Raw genomic sequence first — 23720 nt, forward strand, 5'->3', positions numbered from 1 at the left:
CTGAGCGCTTTTTTTATGGCTGATAAAGCCGGAATCACTACCCGCCCGATTTCTCTGCCCGCTGGCGGCGCAGCTCTTTTGGATCAGCAATCAGCGGGCGGTAGATTTCCACACGGTCTCCGTCATGAACTTCGTCATGCAGCCTAACCGGTCGACTAAAAATACCGGTCTTGTTTTTATTGAGATCGATATCCGTGCGCAGTTCAAGGAGCCCGCTGGCGATAATCGCCTGTTCGACAGTCGACCCTTCCTCCATCGTGACGCGCTGCAGGTACTGTTTTTCCGGCAACGCATAAGCGACTTCAACCGTAATCTTACCCGGCACTGTAAACCTCTTTCGCACGTACAGTGAATGCCTGCACCATGTTGGCGGCCAGCTCTTTGAAGATGCGGCCAAACGCCAGCTCAATGAGCTTATTGGTGAATTCAAAATCAAGATGAAACTCAATTTTGCAGGCTTCCTGACTTAACGGCGTAAACTTCCAGCCCCCCATCAATGACTTAAACGGGCCATCGACGAGATGCATCAAAATGCTTTGATTGTTAGTCAGCGTATTGCGGGTCGTAAATGTTTTGCTGATCCCGGCCTTAGAAACATCCACCGCCGCCGTCATTTGCGTCGGGCCCGATTCCAGCACGCGACTGCCGGTGCAACCCGGTAAGAACGCAGGATAGGATTTCACATCATTCACAAGCTGATACATTTGTTCCGCGCTGTAAGGCACCAGCGCAGTCCGGCTAATCTGAGGCATAGCATTTTCCATGATCAAACACCGGACAAATTGTAGCATTTATCCCTTGTTAAAAACACGTTCGGCCTTAACTCGTGCTAAGATAGCGCATCACACCTCGCAGGAAAGATCGGGGTAAATCTGTATCAGAATAGCGATGACTTCAGGACATTATGACCAAGAAAAAAACCCACAAACCTGGATCAGCCACCATTGCGCTGAATAAACGCGCCCGTCACGAATACTTTATCGAGGATGAATTCGAAGCAGGACTCGCACTACAGGGCTGGGAAGTGAAATCCCTGCGTGCGGGTAAAGCGAACATTGGCGACAGCTATGTGCTTCTTAAAGAAGGTGAAGCCTACCTGTTTGGCGCTAACTTTACGCCGCTGGCAGTCGCCTCCAGCCACTACGTCTGTGACCCAACGCGCACCCGCAAGCTGCTGCTGAATCAGCGTGAGCTGGATACGCTCTATGGCCGTGTTAACCGTGAAGGCTATACCGTCGTGGCACTGTCTCTGTACTGGAAAAATGCCTGGTGCAAAGTCAAAATTGGCGTGGCTAAAGGTAAAAAACAGCATGATAAGCGTTCAGATGTGAAAGAACGTGAATGGCAGGTTGATAAAGCCCGTATCATGAAAAATGCGGGTCGCTAAAAAAAACACATTTATTTTCCGGCTATCTCTCTTTAAGGGATAGCCAACCACTCTTAAGCAAAATTAATTAATAACATATTATCTTTTAAGCTGTTTTTTATGCCTGCCTTTTCTCCTGAGCAATGTATAATACTGCACCAATAAATATACGATATATCATTTGTTAGTAACCATTCCACCTCCCTGATTTATTTTTCTCCAGCACTTATTTATTTCGATCAACTTCACAACCTTAATCACATGTAAAATACAAGGACATAAGAAAAAAGAGGAGTGAAACAATTAACCATGACAGTAAAGGGTGATTACAAGAATACTTTAAAATCAATTACCTAACAGCCATAAAATATAATCAATAAGAATAATCCTTATTGATAAATGGCGTACACTTCACTTATTTCAGAACTACTTACTCATTATCCATCTTATTTAATTCTGGCTTCATTTGCACTTTCAATATTTTCTGGCTATATCATTTTTAGCCAGCACTATTAAAAGAAAACCCTATGCATATGAAACTCGTATAGCCTTACTTATTCATTACATATCGCTTTAGCAAAAAAGCAAAATCTGCCCTTTTCAGGGTGGTCGCTCTCTTATTGCTATTTGCTTATTGAAATGAGTATCCCGCGTGTTGTTTTTGTGGGCTTTTGCTCCTGAAAACACAGCAATAACAGAACCCAGCGTTCATCAGATTGGAGTGATAACGATGCGTAACGTATCTATTATTTCTAAAGTCACCGGCGTCTCACAACAAGTTGAATCCTCAGTGGTTACTCTGAATTCGTCTTCGATCGTTAAACTCCCGCTTGAACGTTCGGATATCGCCACGATTGTCCGCGCAAATCAGGACATGATTATTACCCTGCACTCTGGCGAAACAATCACCATCAGGAATTTTTATGCGTCGTCAGAACTCGGGGGGAGCCAGCTGGTGCTGGAAGACAACCAGGGCGCACTCTGGTGGATACAGGATCCCGAAACAGCACTCCAGTTTGAACCAATTGCCGATATCAATGCCCTGATGGTTGCCGAATCTGGTAGCGAAGCCGGTGGTGCGTACTGGCCCTGGGCACTAGGCGGGGTCGCTGTAGCGGGTGGGATTGCCGCCGCTGCCTCCACTGGCGGTAGCGGTGGTGATTCAGATGACAATGGTTCCGATAACGGTGGCAGCGCCTCGGGTTCTGGTGACGGCAACGACACCACTCCGCCCGGCGCACCAACAAACATAAGCATCTCCAGCGAAGGAACGTTGGTGACCGGTAATGCAGAGCCGGGCAGTATGGTGGTCATTAAAAATGCTGAGGGTGAGGTATTAGGTAGCGGCAGGACAGACAACGAAGGCAGTTTCTCTATTGAGCTGAGTAAACCGCATGTGAACGGTGAGCAGCTGACAGCCACCGCAACGGATGATGCAGGCAACGATGGCCCGTCCGCCAACGTCAACGCACCTAATGTTCCTCTCCCGCAGACGCCGGACATCGAAGGCGCGCAGGATGACGTCACCTCACTAACGGGTGAGTTAACGCAAAACCAGTTTACGAACGATGCTCAGCCAGCGCTGTACGGCACCGCAACCGCGCTCTCCGTCGTTCACATTTACGATAATGGTATCGAAGTCGGTTCTGTCCGGGCAGACGCTGACGGCAACTGGGACTTTACACCGTCAGAGCCGCTGAGCGACGGAAGCCATACCATTACCGTCACGGCGAGCAACATCAAAGGGGAAAGCCAGCCCTCTGAGAGTTTTACATTGAACGTTGATACCGACATGCCGGAAGCTCCCGCTATCGCCGCACTCACGGACGACGCGGGTTCCGGTACGGGCACCATCGCGGCGAATACCATCACAGACGACAACACCCCGACGCTTTCCGGTACTGGTGAAGCGGGCAACATAATCACGATTTATGACAATGGTCAGCCTGTCGGCAGTGTCACAGCCGACAACCAGGGAAACTGGAGTTTCACGCCAGCGACAGCGGTGGCAGAGGGCACGCATCAGTTTGGCGTCTCGCAAACCGATAAAGCGGGTAATACCAGCCCGATAACCAATGGCGATACGTTCTATGTCTACACCACAGCGCCAGCCGCACCGACAATGAACGCGGTTCAGGACAACGCAGGCAGTGTCACCGGCCCGTTGACAGACAATCAGTCCACTGATGATAACACGCCCACCTTCAGCGGCACGTCGCAACCGGGGGTGACAATCCAGATTTACGATAACGGCACCGCCATTGGCTCAGTGGTCGCTGACAGCAATGGCTCCTGGAACTTCACACCGCAGCCGCCACTGGCAGAAGGGAACCATGAAATCACCGTTACCGCGACCAACCCGCTCGGCGAAAGTGATCCCACAAACGGGTTCACGCTGATTGTCGATACCTTTTCCCCTGGCGCACCTTCAGGTTTCACTGTCACCGACGATGCGCCGGATACGGTCGGACCGCTGCAGAACGGGCAGACTACCAATGACACGACGCCCACACTGGCGGGGATCACCGAAGCCAGTGCCGTCATCAGGGTTTACGACAACAATGTACTGCTCGGGCAGACCACCGCAGATGCGCAGGGCAACTGGAGTTTTACACCCTCTCCCGGCCTGAGCCAGGGTTCGCATTCACTGACGGTCACCGCGACCGATGTCAGCGGCAATGCCAGCCCGCCATCAGGCGCTTTCGTGGTGATTATCGACACCACACCGCCGCAGACGCCCACGATCACCCGAGTGACGGATGATATGCCCGGGGTGCTCGGCACCGTCGCGAATAACGGTCTCACCAATGATAATACGCCGATGATCAGCGGTTCTGGCGAACCGGGATCAGTAGTGAAGCTCTATGACGGCGACACATTACTCACCAGCATCACTGTCGGCACGTCAGGCACCTGGAGCTATCAGGTCACCACACCACTGGACGATGGCGAACACTCGTTCACCGTGACCGCCAGCGACAGCAACGGTAACACCACCTCCCCCTCAGCAGCGTTTACGGTGACTATCGATACTGGCGCACCCGCAACGCCCGCCATTGATACGGTCAAAGACGACGCTGGCACCACGCTGAATGACACGCAACTGACCGATGAAACGCAACCGCAACTGAGCGGTACCGCTGTCGCTGGCTCAACAATCACCGTTTACGACAATGGCACCCCCATCGGTACCACTATTGTCGATGGTGATGGCGCATGGACTTTTACCCCGCAAACGCCGCTGGGTGACGGCTCGCATACCCTGACCGCCACCGCGACCGATCCGGCTGGCAACGAAAGCGGCGAAGCGAGCTTCACCTTAACGGTTGACGGCACCGCGCCGGACGCACCGCTCATCGATTCGGCCACTGTGGTGGTTGACGGCAATGGCGTGGTGCTGAACAGCGGCAACGCCACCAACGACCAGCGCCCCACGCTCTCAGGCGAAGGGGAGGTTGATTCTGTCATTACGATTTACAACAACGGCAGCGCGATTGGCAGTACCACTGTCGGCAGTGACGGGCAATGGACTTTCCAGCCCTCCAGCGATTTGCCGGAAGGGAACAATGTACTGACAGCAACGGCGACCGACCCGGCAGGCAATACCGGAGACATTTCAGGCAGTTACACCGTGGTGGTCGATCTGACCGCGCCGGACAAACCGGCAATCCCGACGATCACCGATAATGCCGCTCCCGGCACCGGTAACGTGGGCAATAACGGCGCCACTAACGACACGACGCCCACCATCAGTGGCACCGGTGATGCCGGAAATCTGATCACCCTCTACAACGGCAACACGGCCATCGGCTCAACGCAGGTCGACAGCAACGGTAACTGGAGTTTCACCCCCTCCCCGGCGCTGCCAGAGGACAGCTATACCCTGACGGTGAAAGAAACTGATCCGGCAGGGAATACCAGTGTGGCGTCAGACCCCATCACCTTTACCATCGACACTACGCCCCCAGCAGCGCCAGTCATTAGTAGCGCTGATGACAATGCGGGTATACCCGCGACGATTGCCAGCGGCGGCACAACCGATGACGCAACTCCGACAATAAACGGTACGGGTGAAAACGGCACCATCGTGACGCTGTATAACGGCACAACGGTGATTGGTGAAGCGACTGTGACCAACGGCACCTGGTCAATTACCCCCGCGACTCCGCTACAGGATGGCACCTGGACGCTGACCGCTGTAGCCCGTGACCCTGCCGGAAACAACAGTGCGACCTCTGGCGACTTTACGCTGACCGTTAACACTGTACTGCTTGCGGCTCCGGCGCTTATTGAAGTCGTGGATGATACCGCGCCAGTGACTGGTGCGCTGACAGACGGGGCGTCAACCAACGACAATACACTCACTTTCAACGGTACTGGCACACCTGGCAGCACGGTACTGATCTATGACACCGACACCACCACGCCGGTCGGCAGCGTTACGGTCCACCCGGACGGCACCTGGACATGGAGCAGTCCGGTATTAAGCGAAGGTGATCATACCTTTAGCTTTGGTGCGGAAAACAGCACCGGTAATACATTGCCGCCTTCAAACCCCATCATGCTGACCGTAGACACTACGGCCCCCGCATCTCCAACGGTGGGTACGGTTGATCCCAACGGCACGCTGGTGAGCGGAACCGCCGACGCAGGCAGCACCATCATCATCACAGACAACGCCGGAACCGTGCTCGGCACGGGCGTGGCTGATGGTAGCGGCAACTACAGCGTGACGATCTCCCCCGCGCAGGTGAACGGTGAGGCGCTGAACGCAACCGCTCAGGATCCGGCCGGCAATCAGAGCCCACCGACTGGTTTCATCGCTGCCGACAATCCCGGAACCGTCCTGCCACCGACACTGGTCATCACTGACGATATCACCCCGCTTTCCGGGGCGCTTGTCAGCGGTGACAGCACCAACGATACACTGCCAACCCTTAGCGGTACTGCGGTGGCAAACGCCATCGTCACTATCTGGCTGGATGGCACCAGACTGGATTCCGTCACCGCCGATGGTAACGGCAACTGGGAATATCAGCTCACCACTCCGCTGGGCGAAGGCGATCACCACTTCGCCGTCAGTCAGCCTGGCAGCGGCTCATCACCGGACGTTACCATTACAGTCGATACCTCAGCCCCGACCGCGCCAGCGCTGGATTCGGTGATTGACGACCAACTGCCAGTCACCGGGGCGATTGCCAGTGGTGGCACCACCAGCGATGCGCGTCCGACCCTGTCGGGAACAGCAGAACCGGGATCCGTGCTGACGATTAACGATAACGGCACGGCTATTGGTTCCGTCACGGTAGGCCCTGGCGGTAACTGGACCTTCACGCCGGCCACGCCGCTCGATGACGGCCCGCACAGTATCACGCTGGTCGCAACCGACGACGCGGGCAATATCGGCAGCCCATCGACCAGTTTTGATTTTAACGTTGATACGGCGGCACCTGGCACACCTGCGCTCCCCACCGTCACGGATGATACCGGCACCACACCGGTGACGCTGACAACGGGCGATCCGACACGGGATACCGTCCCGACGCTCAGTGGCACCACCGATGCCAACACCACGGTACAGATTTACGACAACGGCACGCTGATCGGCACGACCACCGCGGACGGCAGCGGCAACTGGAGCTACAGTGGCACCACCTTTGCTGATGGCAACCATCCTATTACCATCAAAGTGACCGATCCAGCGGGTAACACCAGCGCCACTTCACCGACCTTTACACTGGTGGTGGATACCACCGCGCCTGTAGCGCCGACGATTACATCAGTGGTGGACGATCAGCCTGGCGTCACTGGCCCGTTGACCAGCGGTCAGGTAACCAACGACACGCAACCGGCCTTAAGTGGCCGCGGTGAAGCAGGCGCCACATTAACCATTCTGGACGGCAGCACGGTACTGGGTTCTGTCACCGTACAACCGGACGGCAACTGGACATTCACCCCAGTCACCCCACTGGCGAGCGGCAACCACAGCTTTACCGTCACCGCCACCGATACGGCGGGCAATTCCAGCGGGCCATCCAGTCCCTTTACCGTTGTCGTGGATGTTACCGCGCCAGCAGTGCCGATGATTTCCGGCGTGACGGACAACACCACGCCACACACAGGCACGATAGCCGACGGCGGTACGACGAATGATACCCGCCCGGTACTGAATGGTACGGGAGATGTTGGATCGATCATTATTATTTACAGCGACGGCGTGGCGCTCGGCTCTACCACCGTCGGCAGTGACGGCAACTGGACGTTCCGCCCGCCGACGGCGCTGACCAATGGCGCTCATGATTTCACCCTGACCGCCACCGATACCGCAGGTAACACCAGCGGAACGTCAGCTGACTGGACAGTCCGGGTTGATACTACCGCGCCAGCGGCACCCGTGATCAGCAGCATTGTCGATAACACCGGCAGTGTCACCGGGCCCGTCACCGGCACACAGCCGACCAACGACACCACCCCGACGCTGAACGGGACAGCGGAAGCCAACGCCACCGTCACAATTTTCGATGGCGGCACGCAGATTGGTCAGGTGCAGGCGGATGCTAACGGCAACTGGACCTTCACGCCGGGCGCCGCCCTCGGTGAAGGTAACCACGCGTTCACCGCATCGGCCACCGACATCGCAGGCAATACCAGTGTGCCTTCCGCTATTACTACCATCGCCATTGACACCACCGGGCCTGCTGCGCCGGTCGTGCTGGCGGTAAACGATACCGGTACGCAGGTGACCGGGACGGCGGAAGCCGGCAGTACGGTGACCATCACCGCCGCCGATGGCACCGTGTTGGGCACTGCCACCGCTGACGGAACGGGCGCCTTCACAGCAACGATTACCCCGGCGCAGACTAACAGTGAAATGTTGTCTGCCACGGCAACTGACCGGGCAGGCAATGCCGGCGACTCCACCAGCTTTACCGCACCGTCAACCGGGCTCCCGGCCACACCGATCATCTCCAGCGTGCTGGATGATGTCACGCCAGAAGCAGGCAGTGTGGCACGAGGCCAGAGCACCAACGATACCCTGCCTGAACTCCACGGAACCGCGCAGCCAGGGGTTATCGTCACTCTGTATGACAACGGAGCGTTGCTCGGCAGTACTACTGCTGATGCACAAGGCAACTGGAGCTTTACGCCGTCAACCGCGCTGGATAACGGCGTGCACAGTTTCACTGTCACTGCTACTAACGTGAACGGTACCAGCGCGCCCTCTCAGACGTTTGGTATCAACGTGGATACCGTCGCTCCCGACGCGCCAGCTGCGACGGTCAGCGCGGACGGCAGTTCAATCAGTGGTACCGCGGAAGCCAACAGTACGGTGACGGTGACCCTGCCTGGCGGCGCCACTATCACCGCAACTACCGACAGTAACGGCAACTGGACAGCGACGTTACCGACCCGTCAGATTGACGGGGAAAATATCACTGTTACAGCAACCGATGGTGCAGGTAACGTCTCGCCGCCGTACACGGCTACCGCGCCCGACCTGCCGCTGGCGGCAAATGACAATGTCGTCAACCTGCCGCTGGTCACCGAGGCCGAAGTCACCACGCAGCATTACGATGATTACGGTGTCCTGCTGGTCGGCGCGCTGGGCAACGTGGCTTCGGTACTAGGGAATGACACGGCACATGTGGAATTCACCATCGCTGACGGTGGTAGCGGCAATGTCACTATCAACGCCGCAGGCACTGGCGTGGTGCTGTCATTGTTAAGCTCCATGGAGATCCTGGTGCAGGTGTACGACACTAACCTGCAAATGTGGACCACCTACGCCGACTCCACCGATCCACGCTTCCTCAATCTGCTGACGCTTGGTGCCTCTGGCGTCACGCTGAATCTCGAAGGCTTGCCTGGCGGTAGCTATCGCGTGCTGAGCTATAACACGGATCTGCTGGCCACCGGCTCTTACACCAGCCTCGACGTTACAGTGAACCAGACCAGTGCCGGAACGATCACTGGCGGCACCAGCGAAACCGGCAATGTAATCACCGATATCGATCCGAACAGCGGGCAGGATAACGCCCCGACCGGGACGGTGGTGACCTCCATCACCGATGCCAGTGGCGCCACGATCACGGTGCCGTCAGGCGGCATTGATGTGCAGGGGAACTACGGGACGCTGCATATCAATCAGGATGGCAGTTACACCTACACCCTGACCGACACCTCGGCGACGGTGCTCGGCAGAACGGAGAGTTTCACTTACACCATTACCCAGAACGGCAGCAGTGCGTCGGCAAACCTCATTGTGACTCTCGGCGCGGGCGCGACGGCCAGCAGCGTGACGGCGGCAGATGACAACACATCGTTGGTCTTTGATACCGACGTGTCAGCGGTAAATAACGGCGCTTCGTCACAGGACGGCTTTACCGTCGTCGGCGTCAACCTGGGCAACGTACTGAGTGCTAACGTGCTGGACGATCTCAGTAACCCGATCATCTTCGACGTTGAAGAAGGTTCCACCCGCACCATGACGCTACAGTCCAGTGTCGGCGGCGTGGCGATCGCTTCGTCGTGGGATCTGCTGATCTATCGCTTCAACGACGCCACACAGCAGTATGAACAGTACCGGGTAGTGGATAACTGGCTGAACGCGCCGCTGCTTGGCGGTCAGTCCGATCCACTCACGCTCACGCTGCCGGGCGGGAAGTACCTGTTCCTGCTCGATACGGCCAGCGGTATTTCGGTGCTGACAGGCTACACGCTGGATGTACTTGCGGACCACACCTACAACGTCGACAGTGTCAGTGCGACGACGTCGGGGAACGTGCTGACCAACGACGCCCATAGCGGTGCCGTCACAGTCACCGAGGTGAACGGGCATCTTGTCTCCGCCACTGGCACCACGACTATCGACGGGCTGTACGGTACGCTGACGATCGATGCCGCAGGCAACTACACTTACACGCTGAAAAGCGGCGTCGGTGCCGACAGTATCAAAACGCCGGACAGCTTTGTCTACAAGATCACCGGCGCCAACGGCGATACCAGCACCGCGACGCTGAATATCACCCCGACGCCGCACGGTGTGGATGCAGTCAACGACACCAGTAGCCTGATGACAGTCACCACATTGCAGGACACATCTCAGCCGTTTACCGACAGTAGCGTCGGAACGGTAACATGGACCTCATCACTGTTTAACCCCACCACCGCCACTGGCAACGGTACTATTGATATTGCCGCCGGATCTGCGGTGAAAGATGTGATCCTGCATTTCCAGATTGCCTCAACACTGGCGCTCGGCGGGCTGACGGTCAACTGGACAATCAAAGACGGCAGTACCATCGTCGCCAGCGGCAACTTCAGCGGTGGTTCGTTGTTGGGCGGCGCGATTGATGTCGCGGTGCCAGGTCTGGAATTGCACTCTGGCAGCTACACGCTGACCTATACCGGCAACGTCGGCGCGCTGTCCATCGGCAATATCACTATCACCCCGGACGTCAGAGGCACCACCATCGATCTCGATAACTTCGAGAGTTCGGGTACCAGTGCCGTTACCGGCAACATCTTTGATGGCAGCGGTTCGACAGGTGCGGCTGATCAGCTCGCCAGCGTTCATACCCTGCTGACGGTCAACGGCGCAGGCGGCAGCACCGCTACGCTCGATCCGCTGACCAACAGCAATGCAGAAGCCACCATTAATGGCCTCTACGGCAGGCTGACCGTCGGCGTTGACGGCCATTACACCTATACGCTCAACAACGGCGTTGCCATTTCGACCATCACCCAGAAGGAGACATTCACCTATACGCTCAACGATCAAAATGGTCATACCGACAGCGCCACGCTGACCATCGACATGAACCCGCAGACGGTAAGCACTGCCCAGGCCGACAGAGTCGTCGGGAGTATCTACGGCGACACGCTGATTTATCACCTGCTCAGCAGCAACGACGCCACTGGCGGTAATGGCACCACCGACAGCTGGAGCAATTTCTCGCTGGCGCAGGGCGACAAGGTAGACATTGGCGACCTGTTGGTAGGCTGGAACGGGCAGAACGCCTCACTCGGCAACTACCTGACGGTCTCCGCCAGCGGCAACAACACGGTGATATCCATCGACCGCGACGGTACCGGCTCGACGTACCACTCCACTAACCTCGTGACGCTGGAGAATGTTCACACCACGCTCGATGAGCTGATCCAACAGAACCATATTGTGACCTGATAAGACCGACAGCAGCCCCGGACGCATGTACGTCCGGGGCGCAGAAAATAATGTCTTTCGCTTTCTTAGGGATAATGTATGGGAAAAATACTGCCTGCAACCTGCTGGCTGGCGAGCTGTCTGTGCGTGGCAGCCTTTGCCGATGACGAACCGCAGCGTATTACGACGCAAGGGCTGGCCGGGCAAGAACTCCCCGCGCTGGATGGCTCCTCCACGCTAAAGCTGGATGCCGCGCCGCCGGGAACACTCACGCTCAATGAGGCGGTAAACCGTGCGGTTAACTGGCACCCGTCAATCAACGAAGCGATTGGTAAACTGTGGGCGCAGACGGAACAAGTGAATGTCGCGAAAGCGAAATACTACCCGCAGATCAGCGCCGGGATGAATAACGGCTACTCCAACACCTATCTCGATCATGGCTTCAGCCCGTCGCTGGTATTGTCACTGTCCCAGATGCTTTACGACTTCGGCAAGGTCGACAGCCAGGTCCGTGCGGAGAGCGCTGGCGTTGCACAGCAGCAAGCCAACGTGCTGGTCAGCATTGACAGCGTCGGCCACGACACTGCTGTCGCGATGGTGCAGGTGCAGACCTGGCAGCAGATGGTGGCTATCGCTGAAGAACAACTGGCAGCACTGAATGCCATCGGCAAACTGACACAGCAGCGCAATGACGAAGGCGCCACCTCGCTCTCGGACGTCGTGCAAACCGATGCCCGCATCGCGTCGGCCCGTTCTCAGTTGATTCAATATCAGGCCAGTCTGGAGAGCACACAGGCGACACTCATGAGCTGGCTCGGTTGGGATAATCTCAACGCCATCAGCGACGAATTTCCGCAAAAACTCGGCAAAAGCTGCGATATCTCCCAGCCGGACGACCGCTTAGTACCCTCGGTGCTTGCCGCCTGGGCGCAGGCCAACGTCGCAAAAGCCAATCTCGATTACGCCACAGCGCAAATGACCCCCACCATTTCGCTGGAGCCGCAGGTACAGCATTACCTCAACGATAAATACCCCAGCCACGACGCGCTCGATCGCACTCAGTATTCCACCTGGGTTAAAGTCGAAATGCCCATTTACCAGGGCGGCGGTCTCACGGCACGGCGCAACGCCGCCACCCACGCACTGGAAGCAGCGCAGTCCGGCATCAAGCGCACTCGCCTCGACGTACGGCAAAAGCTGATGGAATCCCGCAGCGAAGCACTGAATTTGCTTGGCGCGTTGCAGGTGTTGCAGCGCCAGGAGAGGCTCAGCGAGCGCACCCGCGAACTGTATCAACAGCAGTATCTCGACCTCGGCTCACGCCCGCTGCTCGACGTGCTCAACGCTGAACAGGAAGTTTTTCAGGCGCGTTTCGCGCAGCAGCAGACGCTCAGCCAGCTCCATCAGTTGCAGCTTAACTGCCTCTACAACAGCGGCAAGTTGCGCAGTGCCTTCGGTTTAGAGAACCGCAGCATTCAGTCTGTGGAGATCCAGCCATGACCCACACCTCCCCTCCCGTTGAAGAATTGCTGACCGAGCGTGCACTCAGCCACTGGGCGCTGGCGATAAGTCATGTCGCCGCCCATTACCGCGTGGCCTGTTCGCCCGGCACATTACAGGCCAATGCGCCGTGGTTTAAAGATAAAGGCATGTATTCCGCACTGACGCAACTGTCGCGCCAGGCGGGTCTGTCGTTCCACCAGTTAACGCCGTCAGCTGAAGCGATTTCCCACTGGCGGCTGCCGGTAGTGGCTTCACTGAATGACGGGCAACTGGTGGTCATTGAGCATTTTGACGGCCAGGAGACCGTGGATATCTGCCTCATCGACCATGAACGGCGCACTAACCGTCTGCCGCTCAACACGCTGCTGGCGGAGATTCGCTTTATCGCCGTATTGCGCCCGCTCTCGGCTTTACGGGACAGTCGCGTGGACACCTACGTGACCCGCTTCAGCCCTGACTGGTTGAAAACCCTGGTGCTGGCCGACTGGCGCCCGTACGGTCCGGTGATGCTGGCGGCGTTTCTGGTAAACGTGCTGTCGCTCTCCGGGATCCTGTTTTCGATGCAGGTCTATGACCGGGTGATCCCGGCACAGTCGTACCCCACGCTGTATGTGCTGGCGACGGGCGTGCTGGTGGCGGTGATTTTTGGTTTTCTGCTGAAAGTGGCGCGCAGCCACATTATGGATGTGATCGGCAAACAGGCGGACATGCGGATTTCTGATCGCGTATTCGGCCATGCGCTGCGGCTGCGCAACAGTGCCATTCCGCGATCGACCGGCAGCTTTATTTCGCAGCTACGCGATCTGGAGCAGATCCGCGAAATGATCACCTCCTCGACCCTGTCGACGCTTGTCGATCTGCCCTTCTTTTTTCTGTTTATCGTCGTGCTGGCGATCATCGCGCCGCCGCTGGCATGGATTGCCCCTGTTGCGGCGATCCTGATGGTGCTTCCCGGCCTGCTGTTGCAAAAACGGCTGGCGCTGCTGGCGAACCAGTCTGCCCACGAAGCGTCGCTGCGCAATGCCGTGCTGGTGGAGAGCGTGCAGGGACTGGAAGACATCAAACTGATGCAGGCGGAAAACCGCTTTCTGCAACAGTGGAACAGCTACATTCGCATCACTGCGGAATCCGGTCTGCGCACCCGCGAGCTGACGCAGGGGCTGATCAGTTGGGGGATGACCATTCAGAGTCTGGTTTATACCGCGGTGATCCTCTTCGGCGCGCCAATGGTGATCGACGGCGATCTCACTACCGGTTCAGTAGTGGCCGCCTCGATGCTGGCGTCACGCATGATCGCGCCGATGGCCAACCTCTGCGGTGTGCTGGCCCGCTGGCAACAGGTGAAAGCGGCCAAACAGGGGCTGGACAGCATCATGCAACTTCCGACAGAGACCGGACGTGATGAAAATCTCGTCCATCAGGCGATTTTTCACGGCCATTACCAGTTTGAAAACGCGCAGTTTCGCTATCACAGCGAAGAGCAGCGCATTCCGCTGCGGATTTCGCGCCTTGAGATCCTCCCCGGCGAACGCATTGCGCTACTCGGGCGCAACGGCGCAGGAAAATCAACGCTGTTGCAGGCGCTGGCGGGCGGCATGGAGATCGTCAGCGGCGACGTGCGGCTGGATAACCTCAGCATGGGGCACATCGACACCGCCGATCTGCGGCGTAACATCGGCCTGCTCAGCCAGAACGCGCGGCTGTTTTACGGCACGCTACGCGAGAACCTGACACTCGGCGCGCCGCACGCCAGCGATGAGGCGATTTTTGAGGTGCTGGAAATCAGCGGTGCCGACAACTTTGTCAAACGCCTGGAGAAAGGACTCGACCACCCGATTATGGAGGGCGGCGCGGGATTATCCGGCGGGCAACGGCAGTCGATTCTGCTCGCCCGCATGCTGTTGCGCTCGCCAAATATTGTTCTGCTTGATGAACCTACGGCGTCACTCGACGACCACACCGAACGGGAATTTATCCAGCGCATCACCCCGTGGCTGGGCAATCGTACGCTGATTGTCGCCACCCATCGTGTGCCGATATTAGACCTGGTCGAACGTGTGGTGGTGCTGAACGAAGGCCAGGTGGTGATGGATGCGCCAAAAGCGCAGGCGATGAGCAACAGCCGGATGGCGGCGCAGTCCAGTGCACGGGAGTGGAAAAATGAAAACCAGTCTGCATGACGCTGCGATGGACACCCCCGACGTGCGCCATCACCACGAGCACGCCGGATCGAGTCGTATTATTCTGCTCAGCACACTGCTGTTTGTGGTGGCGGGCGTCTGGGCATGGTTCGGCATTCTGGATGAGGTCTCAACCGGTACCGGCAAAGTGGTGCCCAGCTCCCGCGAGCAGATTTTGCAGTCACTCGACGGCGGGATACTCGCCGAACTGACCGTGCGCGAAGGGGATCAGGTACAGGCGGGAGAGATCGTCGCTCGGCTCGATCCGACCCGTTCTGAGTCTAACGTTGGCGAAAGCGCCGCACGCTATCGCGCGTCATTAGCCTCCAGTGCGCGCCTGTATGCGGAGGTGAATGATCTTCCCCTCACCTTCCCGGCATCGCTCAATGCCTGGCCGGAATTGATCGCCTCCGAGACGCGGCTGTTCAACTCCCGCCGCGCGCAACTGAAAGACTCGGAGACGGAACTGCGCACCGCACTGGTCTCGGTCAATAAAGAACTGGCGATCACCGAACGGCTGGAAAAAAGCGGTGCCGCCAGTCATGTGGAAGTGCTGCGGCTGCAACGGCAAAAGAGCGATTTAGGCCTGAAAATTACCGATCTGCGTTCGCAGTATTACGTGCAGGCGCGGGAGGCACTGTCAAAAGCCAATGCCGAAGTGGATATGCTCTCCGCCATCATTAAAGGGCGTGAGGATTCAGTGACGCGGCTGACCATCCGTTCGCCTGTCCGCGGGATTGTGAAAAACATCCAGGTCACCACCATCGGCGGTGTGATCCCGCCTAACGGCGAGATGATGGAAATCGTCCCGGTTGATGATCGTTTGCTGATTGAAGCGCGGCTTTCCCCGCGCGATATCGCCTTCATCCACCCCGGTCAGCGTGCGCTGGTGAAAATCACCGCTTACGATTACGCCATCTACGGCGGGCTGGAAGGTGAAGTTGAAACTATTTCGCCGGACACCATTCAGGATAAAGTGAAACCGGAGATCGTCTATTACCGGGTGTTTATCCGTACGCATCAGGATTATCTGGTCAACAAAGCGGGACGCCACTTCTCCATCGTGCCGGGGATGATTGCCAGCGTGGATATCAAAACCGGTGAAAAATCGATCATCGATTACCTGATCAAACCGTTCAATCGCGCAAAAGAAGCGCTACGTGAGCGATAAGTGAGCAGAACCTGGCTGGCAAAGGGCTTCACAAATCTGTTATAATCGACAGAACACATTGGGGCTGATTCTGGATTCGACGGGATTCGCGAAACCCAAGGTGCATGCCGAGGGGCGGTTGGCCTCGTAAAAAGCCGCAAAAAAATAGTCGCAAACGACGAAAACTACGCTTTAGCAGCTTAATAACCTGCTCAGAGCCCTCTCTCCCTAGCCTCCGCTCTTAGGACGGGGATCAAGAGAGGTCAAACCTAAAAGAGATCGCGTGGATGCCCTGCCTGGGGTTGAAGCGTTAAAACTAATCAGGCTAGTTTGTTAGTGGCGTGTCCGTTCGCAGCTGGCAAGCGAATGTAAAGACTGGACTAAGCATGTAGTACCGAGGATGTAGGAATTTCGGACGCGGGTTCAACTCCCGCCAGCTCCACCAAAATTCTCCATCGGTGATTACCAGAGTCATCCGATGAAGTCCTAAGAGCCCGCACGGCGCAATCCCTGCGGGCTTTTTTGTGCCCTCAATTTGTCCAGCGAAGTCTGATGCCAACTAATTAAAACCGAACCTTTTAGGCACCTTATTAGGCACCTCATAATGTAAGCATCCCTGTAAATCGAACCATTCACTTTTAGAGATATTCCGACATACTGATCATGTCCCCGGAGGCGATCGTCATGGGGAAAGACCGATTCACCGAACATGAGATCAGTTTGCCGACCTGAGGAACTGGTCTCGCAGCCACTGGCATACCGTGCTGAGAAGCATGATCTGGCTGGAGTAATGCGATGCCCACGCAAACGCGATAAAAGCCTGCGTGAAATAAGGATAGCGTTGCCGCTATCTTCAGCGGTTAACAGAGCGGGCAATGCGGTTATATGTATGTCTGACACCACGTATAGCTATACTGTATGCCAGGATATTTTCAGGAAGCGCCATACCCATATATCCGGTATCACCTATATGATGTAAATCTGCCCCCGCCATTTTACTCCAGAGCGCTATCTGGCGGATCGTGCTGATATCAGCGCCTTCCTGAGAGGTCCCAATTGCCGTCATCGCCAGCGCGCCATGACGATGTGCGGTATCAACCAGACGCGATACACGTTCCAGACTCATTCCGGGTACGGTACCTGGCGCCGGGAGCAAAATGACATCCGCTCCCTGCGTCGCAAACCATCTTACATCCTCTTCGCTGATGATACTGCTACCGCTTTCGCTGACAATACCTGCGCCATGCATCTTACCGCTGATAATAACAGCGCTTTCTCCTGTTGCCTCTCTGATTGATTTAACGGCCTCACCTAATGCCTGGTTGCTGACACCGTTATTGGGGTTTCCTGTAAGGACAAGTATTTTCGCTCCCATGTTGATAAGCCGACGGGCATTTTCAGGCGTGGCGGCCCGGCCCGATTTCATTTTCCACAGGTCGTCATGTTCAGTCGCAAAATTCGGATCAACGGCTTCAAGATTAACGCCGATGATCCTGCCGGTCAGGCGCTGGAGTTCATGCAGTGTCTGTTCCGGAGGCGTGCCTGCTGGCATACCCATGATGCACGGATTTTCGCTATCGAACATGTTTACCAGGATGATATCTGCTCCCTGGGAGGCTGCTAACTCTGCATTGGTCACGCTGTTAAGCAGCGGCTGCGTAATGGCAATTGATTCGCTCACCATTACCCGTCCTTCGCTTGCACGAACTGCATATAAAAGAGCAGCCCTGTCCATCGTCTGAAAATCAGAGTTGCAGCAGTCGAGTAATCGCTTATTTGTCATGTTCACTCCTTCTTTGTTTAAAAACTGTTTGATTCGGTCTGCAGGCTGAAAATGATCTGAAAGCCGTTATCGCCTTAAACCAAAATGAACCACTTATGTACCACTAGTGTACCATATAGAACCGTTTATCCTTTTTGAATCTCTTTACGCTTGTTTTGTGATCGCCATGTCTTTAATTTGAAGGCGTATAAGGTTCGGTGCCCGATGTTTTCTGAAAGGGAATGTGATGTCAGTGGAATCAGCTACAACAGTGCGTGTCAGGGGAAATATGAAAGCCGCCCAACAGCTTAATATAAAAATCGATGAAACCAGCACAATGCCGATTTATCTTCAGCTGACGGGTGCCATTAAGTCGGCCGTTAACGATGGTCGCCTGCAGCCGGGAGATATACTCCCGTCAGAGCGCATTTTAGTGGAACAGCTTGGGATTGCGCGTGGAACCGCCAGGAAAGCACTGCAGTATCTTTTAGAGGAAGGCATCCTCGTGCGTAATCAGGGGTCGGGCACGTTTGTTGCTCCCCACGTGCGCCAGTCGTTACCTTTTCTTGAAAGTTTCAGTGAAATGGCTGAGGCCACAGGGGGCAAAGCGACAAGTGAACTGGTGGCATTTGTACGCCGTTCGGCTACGCATGATGAGCAACATATTCTTCATCTGATTGATCCCCGTACAGAGGTGGTCGAACTGACCCGGCTACGAAAAATCAACGGTATTGCCGTTTCCCTTCAGACGGCGGTTATTCCTGCTGATCTACTGGAAACGATCGGAGAAGTCGAAGAATCACTTTATGTGTACCTCGAGAAAAAGGGCGCTCCCGTGATACGAGCCGTCCAGCATTTCAGCGCGGCGATTGCAGATGAAGAGCTTGTTAAGCGTCTCAGCATCGGCAGGAATGAGCCGGTATTGCTGGTCACCCGCACCGGCTTTACTCATAACGATCGTCCCGTCGAACATACGCGCACATGGTGTATTAATGAGTATTACGATTTCACGATCGAACTGCATCGCAAGTAGTCCCAGACTGGATTGCTCCCGGATCAACATCAAGGCCAACACTACTGTGCGAAATTCATTGTCATTGCCCAATCTGGCGCTGAAATTAAACAAGTCTCAAGAAAAAGACCATATAAACCAAACAAAAAGAGCGCTCACACACCTCTATGAGCGCTCTGATCACCACTACCTCTCAGAAATAATGCGATCCCATCGTCTGCAACCCATGCGCTGCTTTGATGAGATCAGCGGCACGTTCACCGATCACCACACAAGGTGCCATGATGTTGCCAACGGGGATCCTCGGCATCACTGACGCATCGGCGACGCGTAGATTCTTAATGCCGTACACCCGCAGTTGCCCGTCGACCACCGACATCGCATCGCGCCCCATTTTTGCCGTACCGCACTGATGCCAGAAGGTCACCGCTGAGTTGCGCAGGAACTGCTCCATCTCGCGGCGCTCGCGGTACAGCGGCGTCACTTCGCGTTTGATGAGGTTATCAAATCGGGGATGGTTGCCAATCGCCCGGCACAGTTCCACGGTAGCGAAAGCCGCTTCCAAATCCTCCGGCTCACTGAGCACGTTAGGATCAATCAACAGCGGATCGTCAGGATTCGGGCCGGTCAGACTCACGCTACCACGGCTTTTCGGACGCGCCAGCCCGGCAAACATGGTCCAGCCATGCTCGGGGGGATCGATCCCCACTTCCGGCGGCGACGGTACGGCGAATTCAAGCTGACACTGCAGGAGATCCGGCGCATTAAGCCGCGAATCGCTCTTCCAGTACAGCGTCGACTCACAACCGCCCGCGTTGATCGGCTGGGGCGTGCGATACTCCCACGTGCAGCCGAAAGCAATATGATCCTGATGGTTTTGCCCCACACCAGGATGATGCTCGACCACGTCGATACCGTGCCTGCGAAGCTCGTGCTGGGGGCCAATCCCCGACTGCATCAGCACTTTCGGAGTCTGGATAGCCCCCATTGACAGGATCACTTCACACAGCGCGCCAATACGGCAGAGCTTGCCGTTGATCACTGCCTCCACGCCAATCACCTGTTTGCCTTCAAACAGCAGACGCGTCACCAGTGCATGGGTCACCACCGTCAGGTTGGGCTGATACATACGCGGGTAAACATAAGAACGGTAGAGCGACTGACGTCGGCCATCGCGAATACGTAAATCGGCAATCGCCACCCCGCCCGGACCTTCCATCATCTCACCGTTCGGGCTGTCAAAACGCGGAATACCGAAGGCACTGGCGGCCTGTAACGTGGCATGCACCAGCGGCTGCGGTTCAGTTGCCGGGGCAACATAGACTGGTCCGCCACTACCGCGACGTCGTTGATCAGGCGCACCCTGCCAGTTTTCAATTCGTCGGTAATAGCCGAGGATGGACTCATATTCCCAGCCGGAATCACCCGACTCCGACGCAAAGAAATCCCAGTCGGTTTTATGGCCGCGCGACCAGACCATGACATTAATGCTTGAACCACCACCCAGCCCCTTTCCCATATTTAAGGGCAGCCGCCGACCATTCAGATGCGGATTAGGTTCGCCAACGAAATTCCAGTCGTATTTAGAACCCAGGTTCAACGGCCAACTGCCAGGGTCGGAAATGGTTGGGCTGACATCATCATCGCCCGCTTCAAGTAGCAAGACTTGTACTCCCGGCAGCTCGGATAAACGTGCGGCAACGACACACCCGGCTGAACCAGCACCACAAACAATAAAGTCATAGTTCGACTTAAGCCCAAAGGTAAGCGAACCGTGCTCGTCCGCAGCACCGATCTTGCTGATAGAATCAACGCTCATTTTAAATCCTCATAGATATTCACAGTAAGAGTTCTTTACAACCACAGCTATTGCGATCGTGCTCCCTGAACATCTCTTAACTGCATACCTGTGCTGAGAAGGATCGTACCTCTGTTAACTACCCGGTCCGTGCCAGCAAACGCGGCAGTATTAGGGAAGCATGAAAAGCAATTCTCCACGCTCTCGCCAGGTTTTAAGGGGTCTCCAGAAATACCCCCCAGCGAAAGCAGAACAATGTTTCACCCTAAGACAAACTTGTTAAAAACTTGTGACAAGTAATATGCCGCGATAATAAACAAAGTAAATAGTCGCTATTATGAACAATTCAGATCGTTTTCTTATAAGCCCACAGGACGTGGGGTAAAGGCAGGAAGCGAAATAAAAAGCAGGATAATTCTTAGAGGCGTGCGGCGCGGAAAGGGAATTACAACGTATTACCGTGATAGATCTGGTAGCCGAGATCCACCGTGTCATGGTTAAAATCGTCATTTTTGAGTTTATCGAGCAGCATCTGCGCGGCCATCCGGCCAATGTCAAAGCGGGGGGTGATAACGCTCGCCAGGCTTGGGATCATCTGCTTGCCCATCTCCAGACCGTGGAACCCGGCGATGGAGATCTGTTCCGGGATCGCCATTCCCCGCTCGAAACACAATAACAGCGCACCCATGGCAATATCGTCGTTAGTACAAAACACACCGTCAGTATCAGGGAAACGGGTTAAGGCTTCATTCATCAGTTGCATGCCGAGGTTAATCGACGAGCTGGCGCGAGGGTTGATGCGATGCGCCTCCAGGCCGCGCCCGGTCATCGCGTCGCAATAGCCGCGAAAACGCAGTTCATCGCGAATATCGTCCTTCGAACCCAGATAGATAATTTTGCGACGCTGGCGCTTATCAAGCATGGTGGTCACCATGTCGAACGCCGCCTGGCGGTTGTCGAACCCCACTTCCATGTCGAGCCGTTCGCCCTGTAAATCCATCAGTTCAACAATGGGAATTTTGGCGGAACGCAGGAATTTTACCGTCCGCAGCGTATGGAATTTCTCCGACAGAATAATCCCGTCAATATTATAAGAGAGCAGATTAATGACCGATTCCTCTTCCGATTCACGGTCATAGTTATAGTTGGCGATCAGGGTCTGATAGTTATGCCCGGACGTCACAGACTCGATGCCAGCCAGAATGTCGGCGAACAGCTGATTCTGAAAAGAAGGGATTAATACGCCAATGGTATAGCTTTGCGCGTTCAGCAAAATACCCGGCGCGCGGTTGGGGACGTAGTTGATCTCCTCCATGATTCTGGCGATACGCTCCCTGGTCTCTTTCGATACCTTTTTCGGGGAACGGAGATAGCGGCTGACGGTCATTTTGGTGACGCCCGCCAGGGTGGCGATATCCTGTAATGATATCCTGTGGTTTCTCATCATCTCTCCGGACTCGACGCCTGTCCCGGCTGGCGCTGAGGGAAAGCGGCGCCCTTTCCCTCAGTTGTACACCAAATGGTTAATGCAAAACAGCGTTCAGGGTCAGAACACCGATTAAGCCCATGAATGAAATCAGCGTTTCCATCACCGTCCATGTGCGCAGCGTTTCGCCCACGCTGAGGTTAAAATAACCCTTAAACAGCCAGAATCCCGGATCGTTGACGTGTGAAGCAATCACGCTCCCTGCCCCGGTCGCCAGCACCATCAGCGCCGGATCGGCATGGGTGACGTTGATGATCGGTAACACCACGCCAGCGGTAGTGATCGCCGCCACGGTCGCTGAACCCAGCGCGATACGCAGCACCGCAGCCACGGTCCAGCACATCAGCAATGGCGACAACGACGTGCCGGTCATCAGTTGCGAAATATACTGCCCGACACCGCTGTCCACCAGCACCTGCTTGAACGCGCCGCCGCCAGCGATGATAAAAACGATCATCGCGATAGCGCCAATCGAATCCGCCGCCATATCCATCACTTTTTCAAGGGTACGCCCGTTGCGCAGCCCAAGGGTGAAAATCGCGATCACGATAGCAATAAACAGCGCCACTGCCGGGTTACCGATGAACTCAAAGAACACGCGGACGCTGTCGCCTTTCGGCATCGTGATTTCACACACCGCCGCGATAGCCATCAGGATCACCGGCATCACAGCGGCAAAAATACTGTTCCAGAAACCCGGCATCTCCTCTTCACTGAAGATCCGCGGGTTAAACAAGCCTTCCGGCGGCGTTCTTTCAAAGCGGGTCAGCAGTTTGGAAAACAGTGGACCGGCGACGATCACCGTCGGAATGGTGATGATCAGGCCATACAGCAACGTGGTGCCGAGGTTGGCTTCAAAAATCGTAGCGATCGCGGTCGGGCCGGGGTGCGGCGGCAGAAAACAGTGAGTCACTGACAGCGCGGCCACCATCGGCACACCAACATACAGCATCGGCAGCCCGGCTGACGCCACCACAGTGAATACCAGCGGTAACAGCAGAACGAAACCGACTTCAAAGAACATTGCCAGACCAACCACCAGACCGGTGATCATCAGCGCCCACTGCACACGTTTTTTACCGAACGTAGCAATCAGCGTGGTGGCGATACGCTGCGCAGCGCCGGTGTCGGAGATCATCCGCCCGAGCATCGCGCCAAAACCGAGGATCATCGCCAGCCCGCCCAGCGTTCCGCCGATCCCTCCCTGAATGGAATGCAGAACTGCCTGTGCATCCATCCCTTCCGCAAAGCCCACTACGGCGGCAACCAGGACAAGGGCGATAAAGCCGTTGACCTTA

At 55.9% G+C, this 23720-nt stretch carries 12 protein-coding genes and 1 other RNA gene; 7 read left to right on the forward strand and 6 right to left on the reverse strand.

The window, feature by feature from the left end; translation table 11 throughout:
- Window positions 1-37 precede the first annotated feature (37 nt).
- Together GTGU_RS12130 and GTGU_RS12135 are read right to left on the reverse strand one after the other, a co-directional pair.
- Window positions 38-325, reverse strand: a complete 288-nt coding sequence (locus GTGU_RS12130) for an RnfH family protein (protein ID WP_038157324.1) — start codon at window positions 323-325, stop codon at window positions 38-40.
- A complete protein-coding gene (locus GTGU_RS12135) occupies window positions 315-752 on the reverse strand; it encodes a type II toxin-antitoxin system RatA family toxin (RefSeq protein WP_200906033.1) in 438 nt (145 codons plus the stop codon). Before GTGU_RS12135 ends, GTGU_RS12130 begins: the two co-directional genes overlap by 11 nt.
- A gap of 152 nt (window positions 753-904) precedes the next feature.
- Here GTGU_RS12135 and smpB point away from each other — a divergent pair, with 152 nt between their 5' ends.
- The 6 genes from smpB (at window position 905) to ssrA (ending at window position 16809) form a co-directional block, all read left to right on the forward strand.
- Window positions 905-1387 (forward strand): SsrA-binding protein SmpB, encoded by a 483-nt coding sequence (gene smpB, locus GTGU_RS12140; RefSeq protein WP_038157326.1) that lies wholly within the window; start codon window positions 905-907, stop codon window positions 1385-1387.
- Between the two features lie 709 nt (window positions 1388-2096).
- Window positions 2097-11552, forward strand: coding sequence for a BapA/Bap/LapF family large adhesin (locus tag GTGU_RS12145; RefSeq protein WP_038157328.1), 9456 nt, complete (start codon window positions 2097-2099; stop codon window positions 11550-11552).
- A gap of 78 nt (window positions 11553-11630) precedes the next feature.
- Window positions 11631-13031: a TolC family outer membrane protein gene (locus GTGU_RS12150; protein ID WP_038157330.1), complete on the forward strand. Its 1401-nt coding sequence runs from the start codon at window positions 11631-11633 to the stop codon at window positions 13029-13031.
- Window positions 13028-15214, forward strand: a complete 2187-nt coding sequence (locus GTGU_RS12155) for a type I secretion system permease/ATPase (RefSeq protein ID WP_038157332.1) — start codon at window positions 13028-13030, stop codon at window positions 15212-15214. The genes GTGU_RS12150 and GTGU_RS12155 overlap by 4 nt, the downstream gene beginning before the upstream one ends.
- Before the next feature lie 7 nt (window positions 15215-15221).
- The gene (locus tag GTGU_RS12160) at window positions 15222-16385 is read left to right on the forward strand and encodes an HlyD family type I secretion periplasmic adaptor subunit (protein ID WP_156964136.1); all 1164 of its coding nucleotides are present in this window, start codon (window positions 15222-15224) and stop codon (window positions 16383-16385) included.
- 60 nt (window positions 16386-16445) lie between these two features.
- Window positions 16446-16809: a transfer-messenger RNA gene (ssrA, locus tag GTGU_RS24630) on the forward strand.
- Window positions 16810-17217: 408 nt separating this feature from the next.
- Here ssrA and GTGU_RS12165 read toward each other — a convergent pair.
- The gene (locus tag GTGU_RS12165) at window positions 17218-18147 is read right to left on the reverse strand and encodes a DUF7916 family protein (protein ID WP_038157336.1); all 930 of its coding nucleotides are present in this window, start codon (window positions 18145-18147) and stop codon (window positions 17218-17220) included.
- A gap of 268 nt (window positions 18148-18415) precedes the next feature.
- On the opposite strand from GTGU_RS12165, the gene GTGU_RS12170 reads away from it, so the two are divergent.
- Window positions 18416-19159 carry a GntR family transcriptional regulator gene (locus tag GTGU_RS12170; protein WP_038157339.1) on the forward strand — a complete coding sequence of 248 codons (744 nt, stop codon included), beginning with the start codon at window positions 18416-18418 and terminating at the stop codon, window positions 19157-19159.
- A gap of 172 nt (window positions 19160-19331) precedes the next feature.
- Here GTGU_RS12170 and GTGU_RS12175 read toward each other — a convergent pair whose 3' ends face one another.
- The 3 genes from GTGU_RS12175 to GTGU_RS12185 all read right to left on the reverse strand — a co-directional run.
- The gene (locus tag GTGU_RS12175) at window positions 19332-20957 is read right to left on the reverse strand and encodes a GMC family oxidoreductase (RefSeq protein WP_084222783.1); all 1626 of its coding nucleotides are present in this window, start codon (window positions 20955-20957) and stop codon (window positions 19332-19334) included.
- A 424-nt stretch (window positions 20958-21381) separates the two neighbouring features.
- A complete protein-coding gene (idnR, locus tag GTGU_RS12180) occupies window positions 21382-22380 on the reverse strand; it encodes a DNA-binding transcriptional regulator IdnR (protein WP_038157342.1) in 999 nt (332 codons plus the stop codon).
- Window positions 22381-22459: 79 nt separating this feature from the next.
- A partial coding sequence (locus tag GTGU_RS12185) for a gluconate:H+ symporter (protein WP_038157344.1) occupies window positions 22460-23720 on the reverse strand: 1261 nt, incomplete at its 5' end.

Source organism: Trabulsiella guamensis ATCC 49490 (assembly GCF_000734965.1).
GTDB classification, from domain to species: Bacteria; Pseudomonadota; Gammaproteobacteria; order Enterobacterales; family Enterobacteriaceae; genus Trabulsiella; species Trabulsiella guamensis.